Here is a 12,716-nt window from a genome sequence, read left to right as displayed (position 1 = left end):
GGCGTCATTGCGAAGCTCCTCATAGAGCTCCGGGTCCTTGAGGCTGTTTCCGCCACGTGTTCCAGGCATGGGTTTCTCCATCTTGTCTAGGAAGACCAATAGCACCGTCCAACTACGCCGTCAACCCCCGCGATTACTTGCATAAGTGCTGACAGGCTTAATGCAGTACCGAGATCGGCCATCGTCGCTCTCGGCTTTCAGAAGGAGAAACAGCATGAATACCACTCTGATCATCATCATCGTCATCGCGGTTGTCTTAGCAATTGTTGGTGGACTTAACACCGCGCTCAACTGGCTGCTCTGGGTTGCCCTGATCGTCGCTGTGATCGCACTCATCGCATTCCTCTTCCGCGTCATCGGCGGACGCAACCGCACCTGACTCGACGCCGCATTCTTAGCGGAACAAGACATCGAACGGTGTGAACGTCCGTGCGGTTGCCCATGTCCTTTTCCCCGGGGCGGAGGAGGACATGGGCGGCGGCGCTCACTACACAGGGATGCGTCTATGGGAACGCGATTCACCTCGCGGGCTGATGCGGGGAGACGGCTACCTCAACGTTATGACGTCTCGTCAGCCTCTGTCTGAGGCCGACCGATTATGCCGATTCCCACCGCCTCATGGCTCGGCTCCGGATCATTTTTGTTCTCCGGTGCCTTTGGCTCTTCTTCTAGCTCTTTCTCCGTGCTTGGTTCTTGCAAATCTTCGGTCGACGGTTCGTGCTCTCCTTCGGGCGGAACCGGTCGGTCCTCATCCGATGTGGCCTGTGGATCTGACACCTATTTCTCCTTCGCTCGTGGGGGCTTCGTAGCTGACACCCTCTCAAGCAGGCGAGCCATTGTGATGCCCATTGACACCGCACCAGTGGCGAGCTAGCACGAGTGCGACGGACGCTATGCACGGCTCTCACGACTGCTAGCGCTCAGAGAGGCCGACGTCAAGGCAGTCGTGAGTCTGGAACCTCGAACCTATGCTCGTCAGACCCCTGCAACTGAGAATGCGAAGAGACCTGGCCAACTTTGAGTGAAAGTATCGTTCGTTCGCTAAAGGAAGCCGTACTTCCCGCCCGATTATTGTTCGTCGCGAAGACGGCACTCGCGGTCGGTCTGGCGTGGATGATTGCACCCCACCTGCCGGGTGTCACCGATGACTACCCGTACTACGCGCCGCTCGGCGCGCTCATCAGCATGTATCCGACGCTGATGGGCTCGGTGCGATCCAGCCTGCAGACTCTTCTCGGCCTCGTGACTGGCATCGCGCTCGCAGCGCTCATAATCGTCACCGTCGGACCAACCTGGTGGTCGATCCCCATTGTCGTTGGCCTCGGCGTCCTCGTGTCCGGTACAGGCTGGTTCGGATCCGGGCAAGAGTACATACCAATCGCTGCGCTGTTCGTGCTGATCATCGGTGGGCAGAACGCAGATGCGTACTCGCTCGGATACCTCACCCAAATGGTTCTCGGCGTCGTAATCGGACTGGCGGTCAACCTGCTCATCGCTCCGGCCCCGCTCACCGCCTATGCGACCGCGCGCGTCGACGCCTTCCAGCAGCAACTCGCTTCACACCTGCGAGACATCGGACACGCAGTCACTGAATCCTGGCCACCTGCACATGACGAATGGGCGCGTGATGCAGATTCGCTCGCTGAAACAGCACAAAGCGTGCAGCGCGCTCTCAACGAAGCCGATGACAGCCGCCGCGTCAATCTGCGCGCGTGGAAAGGGCGCAAAGACTCGTCAGAAACCCACGAAAGACTCAACACGCTCGACAGAATCGCGCACCATATCCGCGACATCTCCGACTGCCTCGCAGAGACCATCTGGGATCGTCCGGGCGGTCTGACATTGGATCCCGCCCTGGTCGATCCACTGACATCCGCATGCCTCGCCGTTGCAGACACCATCGCGCCACCCCAAGAGGCGTCCAGCGAGAGGCATCGCGCGCGCGCGGAAGCTGCGCGTGCTGTCCGGCTACTCCTTGAAACCGTCAACAGCGAAACGCTGAACGCTCGCAGGGTGATGGGTCCTGGCGTGCTGACCGCGATGCATCTCCGCCGCATCCTGATGCTGACTGAATAGAAGTTCAAACTGACACCTGCTGTCAACCCCCTTGGCCATGCATGTGCCCCGAGAGACGGTGGCGTGGCATCGAGTTCACACGACAAGAAGGGCGAGTACATGACTGATCACCTCACCGATCCCCGGCACGCGCACTACGACAGCGAGTTCCCGGAACAGTCGCAAGATCAGCCCGGCCAGACGGCGCAGATGCGCCCCATTCCCGACCACGGAGAATCCAGCTACGAGGGGCATGGGCGTCTCAACGGGCGACGTGCCCTGATCACCGGCGGAGACTCGGGTATCGGTCGCGCCGTGGCAATTGCGTTCGCTCGGGAAGGCGCAGACGTCGCCATTGCACACATGCCGGAAGAACAAGCGGATGCTGACGAGACGCTTCAGCTGGTACGAGAAGCAGAGCGCACCGGCGTGAGCATTGCAGGAGACCTACGCAACGAAGAGTTTGCTACGGACGTGGTGCGAGATACGCGAGCGGCCTTGGGCGGCTTGGATATTCTCGTCCTCAACGCGGGATATCAGCATGACGTCGCCGAGTTCGCCAGCATTCGTACCGAGGATATCCGCCGAGTCTTCGACACGAACCTACTCGCATTGCTGTTCACCGCGCGTGCCGCGTTTCCCGCCCTCGAGCCTGGATCAAGCATCATCGTCACCGCCTCTATACAGAGCTCTGCTCCATCCCCAGGTCTCATCGACTACGCCATGACGAAGGCAGCGCAGGTCGCCTTTGTCAAAGCGCTCGCCGAGGAGGCGGGGGCCAGCGGCATCCGAGTGAACGCTGTTGCTCCAGGACCCATTTGGACTCCGCTGATACCTGCCACAGGGTGGGATGCCGAAAAATTGCGATACTTCGGCTCCGATACACCGCTCGGTAGAGCGGGCCAGCCCGCTGAGTTGGCCGGCGCGTATGTATACCTGGCGTCGACAGAATCCTCTTACGTATCAGGTGCCGTCCTGCCCGTGACCGGAGGGAAGTCGCTATGACGCAGTGTTCGAACCTAGAGTCTGGCCAGCCGCGACGGTAGCCTAAGCGCATGGGGACTGCCGCACCGAAGCGAGCTGCACGTAAGGCGGAGTCAAGCACCGCCTTGCGTATTCTGGCGCGTGTTGGCTATGCCGCGAATGGTGTCGTGCACCTGCTGATCGGTGTCATCGTCATTGTCATCGCCTTCGGCGGACAAGGCGAGAGCGATCAGTCGGGTGCATTCATGGCGATCGCGTCAGCACCGCTCGGGTTTATCGCTCTCTGGGCGCTGGCAGTCGCACTGTGCGCGCTCGGGATATGGCACGCTCTCGAAGGTGTCCTCGCGCGGGATCCGGATGGCGATGCCAAGGGCTCAGCCAAGAAATGGGGTCGCCGCATCTCAGAGTGGGGTCAGTCGCTCATATTCATTGTGCTGGGCATAGTCGCCGGTGCCGTCGCGCTCGGTGCACGCGTCAACAGCGAGGAATCCGCGGAGTCAGCCAGCCGAGGCGTGCTGTCGCTACCAGGGGGTCCGGTCATACTCGGCCTCCTCGGTGTGGGGATTGGCATCGGCGGCGTTTCATTCGTGGTGATGGGCGCGTTGCGCAGTTTTAAGAAGAAGCTATCGATACCGTCGAATCCTGTGGGCACCGTTGTGACGATGCTCGGAGTATTCGGGTTCATTGCTAAGGGCGTAGCGCTGACCATCGTCGGACTCCTCATGGTCGTTGCTGCGGCGAAAGTTGACGCATCCACTGCAGGTGGGCTCGACGGGGCTATTCAAGCTCTTCTTAGCGTCGCCTATGGCCCGCTTCTTGTTGGGCTAGTCGGTGTCGGCTTTGTCGCATACGGCGTGTTCTGCTTCTTTCGCGCGCGGTTCGCCCGTTTGTAACCAACGCGCGCAGCGAGCGTTGCCAATCGGGGCTCAGGCAGTCTCTCCCCGGCACCCATCGCCGCGCCGCGGGGTACGACGATGGGGCGGAGCCGAAGCCCCGCCCCATCGAATGACTACTGTCAGGCGCCAGCCTTGTAGATCGGCGCTGCACCGTTCACAGCATCCCCGACCTTGTGGACGCGGATGTCGTTCGTGGAGCCGACGATTCCGGGAGGGGAACCGGAAATCACGACGACCTTGTCCCCTTCCTTGGCCAGGCCGTTCTTGAGCAGGTGCTCATCCACCTGCATGAACATCAGGTCGGTGTGCGCAACGACATCTACCAGGTACGGGCGGATGCCCCAGGTCAGCGCCATACGACGAAGGATGCCCGGCTCCGGCGTGAACGCGAGCATCGGAATGCGCGAGCGAAGCCGCGACAGACGCCGCGCAGAATCACCGGACTGGGTGAATACGCAGAGGAACTTCGCATCGACGAACTCGGCAACTTCAAGAGCCGCGAGGGTGATTGCCCCTCCCTGAGTGCGTGGCTTGTTCGTGAGCGGCGCGATGCGCTCCAAACCGTGCTCCTCTGTCGACGCGATGATGCGTGCCATCGTCTCCACGACGACGACCGGGTACTCGCCCACGCTCGTCTCACCGGAAAGCATCACTGCATCGGCGCCATCGAGCACGGCGTTCGCGACATCTGAGGTCTCTGCACGGGTCGGCACCGGGCTGGAGATCATCGATTCGAGCATCTGCGTCGCCACGATCACCGGCTTGGCGTTCTGGCGAGCAAGCTCAACGGCGCGCTTCTGGACGATCGGAACCGCCTCCAGAGGCAGCTCGACGCCGAGGTCGCCACGGGCGACCATGATGGCGTCGAAAGCGTCGACGATGCCTTCCAGCGCTTCGACAGCCTGGGGCTTCTCGATCTTGGCAATGACGGGGACCTTGACGCCCTCTTCCGCCATGATCTCGTGCACTCGAGTGATATCCGACGCGTCACGCACGAACGACAGCGCGATGAGATCGGCGCCGATGCGCAGCCCCCAACGGAGATCGTCTTCGTCCTTCTGGCTCAGCGCAGGGACATTGACTGCGACGCCAGGCAGGTTGATGCCCTTGTTGTTCGACACAGCGCCGGCGACGATCACACGGGTGGTGACGACAGTGCCGTCGGTCTCGACGACCTCGACGCGGACCTTGCCATCATCGATGAGTAGGAAATCACCCGGGTTCACATCCTGAGGCAGGCCCTTGAAGGTTGTGCCGCAGATCTCGCGGTTTCCGATGATGTCTTCCGTGGTGATCTTGAAGATGTCACCTTTGGCGAGCTCGTACGGGCCGTCCTCGAACTTGCCGAGGCGGATCTTCGGGCCCTGCAGGTCGACGAGCACAGCAACGGGCTTGCCTGCGTCATCAGCTGCACGGCGAACGTTTGCGTAGTTCGCGTCATGGACCGAGTAGTCACCGTGGCTGAGGTTCAGCCGGGCGACATCAACTCCCGCTTCGATGATGGCTCGAACGTTCTCGTAACTCGAAGTGGCCGGGCCCAGCGTGGCGACAATTTTCGCGCGTCTCAACTAATTCTCCAGGGTAAGAGTGGGGGAAACAGAACTGGCGACGTTGCCTCTGCCAGCCTACGCGGGCTGCAGGCCGATCGCGACATCATTGGGACGAACTGGTGCAGGAAGCACCGACTCCCCCATCAGGAAACGGTCGACGCTCGCGGCGGCCGCACGGCCCTCCGCGATCGCCCACACGATCAGCGATTGTCCGCGCCCGGCGTCACCCGCGACGAAAACTCCCGAAATCGTCGACTCGTATGCATCATCGCGCTGGAATGCGCCACGGTCGGTCACCTGCGGGAGCGTCTCTGCCGTGAAGCCGTCCTGCTCCGGTCCGGTGAAGCCCATTGCGATCAGAATCAAATCGGCTGGGATCTCTCGCTCAGTGCCGCTCTTGGGCACACGGCGTCCGTCCACGTACTCGGTCTCGGCGACCCGCAGCGCGCGCACCTCACCCGCGTTGTTGGGGAGGAATTCAACGGTGGATGCCAGATAGTGACGCTCTCCGCCCTCCTCATGCGCGGACGACACCTCGAACAGCGTCGGCATCATCGGCCAGGGCTGATGCTCGGGCCGATCGGCACCAGGCTGCGTGCCGATCGCGAGGTTGGTCACACTCAGAGCGCCCTGGCGGTGTGCGGTACCGATGCAGTCGGCGCCTGTGTCTCCACCACCGATGACGATCACGTGCTTGCCTTCAGCAGTGATCTGGTTGTGCACAGCATCACCGGCAACAGCGTGGTTCGACTCGACGAGGTACTCCATCGCGAAGTGCACGCCGTCAAGATCGCGACCAGGGATTGCCAGGTCGCGCGGCACGGTGGAGCCAGTTGCGATCACAACGGCGTCGTACCGCGCGCGCAGATCGGCCCAACTGATGTCCTTGCCAATCTCGACTCCAGCACGAAAACGCGTGCCTTCCTCCTGCATCTGACGGAGCCGCAACTCCACGTGGCTTTTCTCCATCTTGAAGTCCGGGATGCCGTAGCGCAGGAGTCCGCCGATGCGGTCATCGCGCTCGAACACGGCAACCGTGTGGCCTGCACGGGTGAGCTGCTGAGCCGCGGCGAGACCTGCGGGTCCGGAGCCGACAACGGCTACGGTCTTCCCAGTCAGTCGCTCAGGTGGCTGCGCTTCGACCCAGCCCTTCGTGAACGCCTCGTCGATGATCGAGACCTCGACCTGCTTGATCGTCACTGCGGGCTGGTTGATGCCCAGCACGCAGGCGCTCTCGCACGGCGCCGGGCACAGCCGACCGGTGAACTCCGGGAAGTTGTTCGTCGCATGCAGGCGCTCGATCGCTGAGCGATCCTCACCGCGCCAGGTCAGATCGTTCCACTCAGGGATGAGGTTGCCGAGCGGGCAGCCGGAGTGGCAGAACGGCACGCCACAATCCATGCAGCGGCCGGCTTGACGGCGCAGCACTGCTTTATCGCCCGGCTCATAGACCTCTTTCCAGTCCATGATGCGAACGGGAACGGGACGGCGAGCGGGCAGCTCCCGCTCCGTCACCTTCAGAAAGCCCTTGGGATCAGCCACCGGTCACCTCCAGGATCCGGCTCCAGATGACGTCGCCATCCGGGTCGATGCCGGCTGCCTCCGCCTCCTGACGCATTGTCTGTACGGCCGCGAAATCACGCGGCAGCACCTTTACGAACTCGGATGCCACGGTCTCGAAGTTCTCCAGCATTCGACTGGCCAAAGGAGAATCGGTGCGCTCGGCATGCTCGATGAGCAGGCTGCGCAGCACCTCGAGATCAGCGCGATCCAGGGTTTCCAGCCGTAGCTCACCGCTCTCGCGGGACTGCTGGTTGACCTTCTCAGTCGACAACGCGTGCACATATGCGACGCCGCCTGACATCCCGGCACCAAGGTTTCGGCCGGTCTTTCCGAGAATCACCGCGAGACCACCCGTCATGTACTCCAGGGCATGGTCTCCGACGCCTTCGACAACGGCGGTGGCCCCGGAGTTGCGCACGAGGAATCGTTCGCCGACGACACCAGAGATGAACATCGAGCCCGATGTCGCACCATAACCGATGACGTTGCCAGCGATCACATTCTCGTGGGGCGCGATACGCGCGCCGCGAGAGGGACGAACAACGATGTCGCCACCGGACAGCCCCTTGCCGACGTAGTCATTGGCGTCGCCTTCAAGCCGCAGAGAGATCCCCGACGGCATGAACGCCCCGAGAGATTGCCCTGCCGTCCCGTGCAGCGTCACATCGATCGTCCCGCGAGCAAGGCCATCGGCGCCGAAGCGAACGGTAACCTCGTGGCCGAGCATGGTTCCCACAGCGCGCTCCGTGTTGCGGATCGGCAGTTCGATGACGGTGGGTGCCCCGTCGGTCAGCGACTCCTGTGCCATCTCGATCAGCTGCACATCGAAGTGCTTGTCGAGCTCATGCTCCTGCGCGCGTGCGCTGCGACGAGGCTCAGATGAGGGGAACACCGGGCCTTCGAGCACAGGCGACAGGTCGAGACCGTCAGCCTTCCAATGCTCGATCGCGGCGTTTGCCTCGATGAGGTCGGCACGGCCGATGATCTCGTCCAGCGAGCGGAACCCGAGCTCCGCGAGAATCTCGCGCACCTCTTCCGCGATGAACTCCATGAAGTTGACGACGAACTCAGGCTTCCCGTTGAAGCGCTCGCGCAGCGCGGGGTTCTGCGTTGCGACGCCGACTGGACAGGTGTCAAGGTGGCACACGCGCATCATGATGCATCCGCTGACGACGAGCGGAGCCGTGGCGAATCCGAATTCTTCCGCGCCGAGCAGTGCACCGATGATCACGTCACGGCCAGTCTTGAGCTGGCCGTCGACCTGCACGACCACGCGGTCGCGCATGCCGTTGAGCATGAGCGTCTGTTGCGTCTCAGCAAGTCCGAGCTCCCACGGCGTTCCCGCATGCTTGAGCGAGTTCAGCGGGCTCGCGCCCGTTCCCCCGTCATGTCCGGACACCAGGATGACATCGCTGAGAGCCTTCGCGACACCGGCAGAGACTGCGCCGATGCCAGACTGGCTCACCAGTTTGGTGTGAATGCGAGCCTCCGGGTTGGCGCGCTTCAGATCGAAGATGAGCTGCTTGAGGTCTTCAATCGAATAGATGTCGTGGTGCGGCGGCGGCGAGATGAGTCCGACACCTGCGGTGGCATGGCGTGTGCGCGCGATCCAGGGGTACACCTTGGTCGGTGGCAGCTGGCCGCCCTCACCGGGCTTGGCACCCTGCGCGAGCTTGATCTGAATGTCATCCGCCTGCGTCAGGTAGAGACTCGTCACTCCGAAACGACCGGATGCCACCTGCTTGATCGAGCTGCGACGCTCTGGGTCCAGCAGACGGTCGACATCCTCGCCGCCCTCACCCGTGTTCGACTTGCCGCCGATGCGGTTCATCGCGATCGCCAGTGTCTCGTGCGCTTCACGGGAGATCGAGCCGTAGCTCATTGCCCCGGTGGAAAAACGCTTCACAATCGCGCTGACTGACTCGACTTCGTCAAGCGGCACGGCCGGGCGCCCCTGCGTGCGGAACTTGAACAGCCCGCGCAGCGTCTTCAGTTCGGCCGCCTGATCGTCCACAAGCTTGGTGTACTCGCGGAAGATGTCATAGCGACGGTTGCGCGTCGAGTGCTGCAGCTTGAACACCGTCTCCGGGTTGAACAAGTGCGGTGCACTATCACGGCGCCACTGATACTCGCCGCCGGTCCACAGACGCTCGTGGGCACGTGCCGCGGCATCCTCTGGGTAGGCGTAGTCGTGACGCGCCTGGTTCTCCGCGAACACCTCTTCGATGCCGATGCCGCCGAGCTTGCTCTCAGTGCCGGTGAAGTACGCGTCGATGAGCGTCTGGCTGAGGCCCACGGCCTCGAACACCTGTGCACCGGCGTACGACGACACGGTCGAGATCCCCATCTTCGACATGATCTTCAACACGCCCTTGCCGAGCGCGTAGATCAGGTTGCGGACGGCCGTCTCTGGCGTGATTCCGGTGATGAACCCGGTACGCACCAGGTGCTCCACCGTCTCCATGGCGAGATACGGGTTCACTGCGGAGGCGCCGTAACCGATGAGCGTGGCCACGTGGTGGACCTCGCGTACATCGCCTGCCTCGACGATGAGCCCGACCTTCATGCGGTTCTCACGACGGATCAGATGATGGTGAATCGCCGAAACCATAAGCAGCGATGGGATCGGCACCAGGTCTTTGTTGGAGTCGCGATCCGAGAGGATGATGAACTCCGCGCCGTTCGCGATCGCCTCGTCAACCTCCCCGCACATCTCATCCAGGCGCTCCTGCATGGTGTGGTCACCGGCATCGAAGTGGTAGAGCCCACTGATCGTGACGGTGGATCGATCAGACAGCGCCTTATCGATGTGACGGATCTTGGCCAGCTCATCATTGTCGATGACCGGGAAGTCGAGCGTCACCGTGCGGGTGTGCTCCGGCCCCCAGCTGAGCAGGTTCCGCTCTGGTCCCAGACCGAGCTTGAGGCTTGTGACGACCTCTTCACGGATCGAGTCCAGGGGCGGGTTCGTCACCTGCGCGAACTGCTGCGTGAAGTAGTCGAACAGCATGCGCGGACGCTTGCTTAGGACGGCGATCGGAGTGTCAGAGCCCATGGCGCCGAGTGGTTCGGCACCGTTCTGCCCCATAGGCATGAGCAGAATGCGCACTTCTTCCTCGGTGTAGCCGAAGGTGCGCTGACGGCGGGTGATGGATGCAGGCGGATGCACGATGTGCTCGCGTTCAGGCAGATCGGCGAGGCGGACGGCGCCTTCGTCGAGCCAGTCCTGCCACGGGTGCATGGTGGCGAGGTCCTGCTTGATCTCATCGTCTTCAACGATGCGGCCGGCCTCGGTGTCGACGAGGAACATCTTGCCTGGTTGCAGCCGTCCACGACGCTTGATTCGCTCGGCGTCAAACTCCAGCACGCCGGTCTCCGAACCGATGACGACCAGACCATCGGTGGTCTCGGTCCACCGACCGGGGCGCAGCCCATTGCGGTCGAGAGTGGCGCCGACGAGCGCGCCGTCGGTGAAGATGAGGGCGGCAGGGCCGTCCCACGGCTCCATGTGGTTGGAGTGGTACTCGTAGAAGGAGCGAAGCTCGGGCGAGATGTCGGCCTGCTTCTCGTAGGCTTCAGGCACCATCATCATGATCGCGTGCGGCAGGCTGCGACCGGTAAGCGTCAACAGTTCGAGAACTTCATCGAAGGATGCGGAATCGCTCGCCCCTGGCGTGCAGATCGGCAACAGTGGGCGCACATCGCCGAGCAACTCGGACTCGAGCTGTGACTGACGGGCCCGCATCCAGTTGCGGTTGCCGCCGACGGTGTTGATCTCGCCGTTGTGAGCCAGCATCCGCAGCGGCTGCGCCAGCGGCCACGACGGGAAGGTGTTGGTGGAGTACCGGGAGTGCACGACGGCGAGCTCGGAGGTGAAGCGCTCGTCCTGCAGATCAGGGTAGAACGGCTCCAGCTGGAGCGTGGTGACCATGCCTTTGTAGCCGAGCGTGCGACTCGAGAGCGAAACGAAGTATGCGCCGACCTCGTGGCCCGCGCGCTTGCGCAGCCTGTACGCCACACGATCCAACGCGATACCGGAGAGACGTGCGCTGTCGCCTGACGCCTCAGGGGATGCCACGAAAAGCTGTTCGAACGCCGGCCGAGCCTCATCGGCGAGCTTGCCGAGATTCTGATTCGCGGTGGGGACCACTCGCCAACCAAGAACCGTCAGGCCCTCTTCGCGTGCGATCTTCTCAACGCCTGCCTTCTGGGCACGACGCTCCCCTGCCTGCAACGGCAGGAAGGCGAGCCCGGCGGCGTATTCGCCAGCAGCGGGAAGACCGAAGTCGGTGACTTCGCGGAGGAAGTCGTCTGGCATCTGAGTGAGGATGCCTGCACCGTCGCCCGTTCCGGAGTCGGAACCGATAGCGCCTCGGTGCTCGAGGTTGCGCAGCGCTTGCAGAGCAAGCTGGATGATGTCGTGCCCCGCAGTACCGCGGAGCGTTGCGACCATGGCGAGGCCACAGGCATCCTTTTCGAATGCCGGGTTGTACATTCCCTGCTTCGGTGGGTAAGCGCCGGATGCGCCGTAGGGAGGTTGGAAGTACACGAGTACCGTCCTCAGATAATCATGTGACACCGGGGACGACGTCGGCCCGCTCGTTCAGTGCAGTGAGTTCCTTACTCGGCGAGTGAGGCTTCTATCGGGAGCTGTCTTCGCTCGTGGGAGCGGTGCTTGTGGCGGTGGCTCCAGCGATGACGTCGACCGGAGGCTCGCTCACGTCGACGAATTCATCGAGATTGTTCTGCGATTCTACAACAGCGTCAGTATCCTTCCGCGCACGGCCCGGCGCGTAAGGTGTCGCCTCACGTCCGGTGTGACGGCGACTCTGAACGATGAGGATCGCAATGCCGACGACGACGCCAATGATCGCTGCCCACACGTTGCTGCGCAGACCCAGAATAATCTCACTGGGGTCGATGCGGATCGACTCCCATACGATTCGGCCTGCGCTGTACCAGATCAGGTAGATGGCGAAGACCTTGCCCCACTGGAGGTTCAGGCGACGCCCGATCCAGAGCAGGAACAGCACGCCGAGCACGTTCCAGACGACTTCATAGAGGAAGGTGGGATGAAAGAGCGTGCCCTCGGCAAGTCCAGGGGGGAATGCGACGTTGTCGGACTCGATCTCGAGGCCCCAAGGCAGGTCAGTCGGCAGACCGAAGAGCTCGTGGTTGAACCAGTTGCCGAACCGGCCCATCGCCTGTGCGAGCAGCAGGCCCGGAGCGAGCGCGTCTGCGAAAGTCCAGAACCGGATACCGGTCCACTTGCAGCCGAGGTACGCACCGACTGCGCCACCGAGGAGCGCGCCGAAGATGGCGATGCCACCCTCCCAGATCGCCCAGACAGAGCCGGGTTCAAAGGGGTTCCAAGTGTTCTTGCCCTCGCCGAAGTAGAAGTTCGGGTGGGTGAGCACGTGGAAGATTCGCGCGCCGATAATCGCGAGCGGCACCGCAAGAATGGCGATGTCGATAACGACCCAGGGCTCAGCCCCACGCTTTGTGAGACGACGGTTTGTCATCAACGTGGCCACAACGATGCCCGCGATGATGCAGAGCGCGTAGAAGTGGATCCGCAGAGGGCCGAGGTCGATGTAGCTGACCGCAGGACTCGGGATGCTGGTGAGCACGCCAGTGACGGCGGTGTGGAGCGCGAGGGACATGAGTG

The 12,716-nt window shown here is 62.5% G+C and carries 8 protein-coding genes; 4 read left to right on the top strand and 4 right to left on the bottom strand.

The window, feature by feature from the left end:
- Positions 1–214: 214 nt before the first annotated feature.
- The 4 genes from AC1C2Q_RS18820 (at position 215) to AC1C2Q_RS18805 (ending at position 3,932) form a co-directional block, all read left to right on the top strand.
- Complete coding sequence (locus AC1C2Q_RS18820; protein ID WP_495428967.1) at positions 215–379, top strand: hypothetical protein; 165 nt, start codon at positions 215–217, stop codon at positions 377–379.
- 638 nt (positions 380–1,017) lie between these two features.
- Positions 1,018–2,076 carry an FUSC family protein gene (locus AC1C2Q_RS18815; protein WP_495451361.1) on the top strand — a complete coding sequence of 353 codons (1,059 nt, stop codon included), beginning with the start codon at positions 1,018–1,020 and terminating at the stop codon, positions 2,074–2,076.
- A 99-nt stretch (positions 2,077–2,175) separates the two neighbouring features.
- Positions 2,176–3,060, top strand: coding sequence for an SDR family oxidoreductase (locus tag AC1C2Q_RS18810; RefSeq protein WP_495451360.1), 885 nt, complete (start codon positions 2,176–2,178; stop codon positions 3,058–3,060).
- 50 nt (positions 3,061–3,110) lie between these two features.
- Positions 3,111–3,932 (top strand): DUF1206 domain-containing protein, encoded by an 822-nt coding sequence (locus AC1C2Q_RS18805; RefSeq protein ID WP_495451359.1) that lies wholly within the window; start codon positions 3,111–3,113, stop codon positions 3,930–3,932.
- A 122-nt stretch (positions 3,933–4,054) separates the two neighbouring features.
- Here AC1C2Q_RS18805 and pyk read toward each other — a convergent pair whose 3' ends face one another.
- From pyk to lgt, 4 genes are all read right to left on the bottom strand, one after another.
- The gene (pyk, locus tag AC1C2Q_RS18800; RefSeq protein ID WP_495428958.1) at positions 4,055–5,503 is read right to left on the bottom strand and encodes a pyruvate kinase; all 1,449 of its coding nucleotides are present in this window, start codon (positions 5,501–5,503) and stop codon (positions 4,055–4,057) included.
- Positions 5,504–5,560: 57 nt separating this feature from the next.
- Entirely contained in the window at positions 5,561–7,027 is a 1,467-nt protein-coding gene (locus tag AC1C2Q_RS18795; RefSeq protein ID WP_495451358.1) for a glutamate synthase subunit beta, read from the bottom strand.
- Positions 7,020–11,543 (bottom strand): glutamate synthase large subunit, encoded by a 4,524-nt coding sequence (gene gltB, locus AC1C2Q_RS18790; protein ID WP_495451385.1) that lies wholly within the window; start codon positions 11,541–11,543, stop codon positions 7,020–7,022. The genes AC1C2Q_RS18795 and gltB overlap by 8 nt, the downstream gene beginning before the upstream one ends.
- Positions 11,544–11,688: 145 nt before the next feature.
- On the bottom strand, positions 11,689–12,711 hold the full coding sequence (gene lgt / locus AC1C2Q_RS18785) for a prolipoprotein diacylglyceryl transferase (RefSeq protein WP_495428956.1): 1,023 nt from the start codon (positions 12,709–12,711) through the stop codon (positions 11,689–11,691).
- Between the last annotated feature and the right edge of the window lie 5 nt (positions 12,712–12,716).

Source organism: Microbacterium sp. Y356 (genome assembly GCF_059445355.1).
The sequence above is the reverse complement of the archived record's forward strand: the minus strand, read 5'-3'. Positions and strand labels throughout refer to the sequence as shown.

Excerpts from the sequence above, each read along its gene's own strand:
- AC1C2Q_RS18820 (WP_495428967.1), top strand. The coding sequence starts at position 215 with ATGAATACCACTCTGATCATCATCATCGTCATCGCGGTTGTCTTAGCA.
- AC1C2Q_RS18810 (WP_495451360.1), top strand. The coding sequence starts at position 2,176 with ATGACTGATCACCTCACCGATCCCCGGCACGCGCACTACGACAGCGAG.
- AC1C2Q_RS18805 (WP_495451359.1), top strand. The coding sequence starts at position 3,111 with ATGGGGACTGCCGCACCGAAGCGAGCTGCACGTAAGGCGGAGTCAAGC.
- gltB (WP_495451385.1), bottom strand. The coding sequence starts at position 11,543 with ATGTACAACCCGGCATTCGAAAAGGATGCCTGTGGCCTCGCCATGGTC.
- lgt (WP_495428956.1), bottom strand. The coding sequence starts at position 12,711 with ATGTCCCTCGCGCTCCACACCGCCGTCACTGGCGTGCTCACCAGCATC.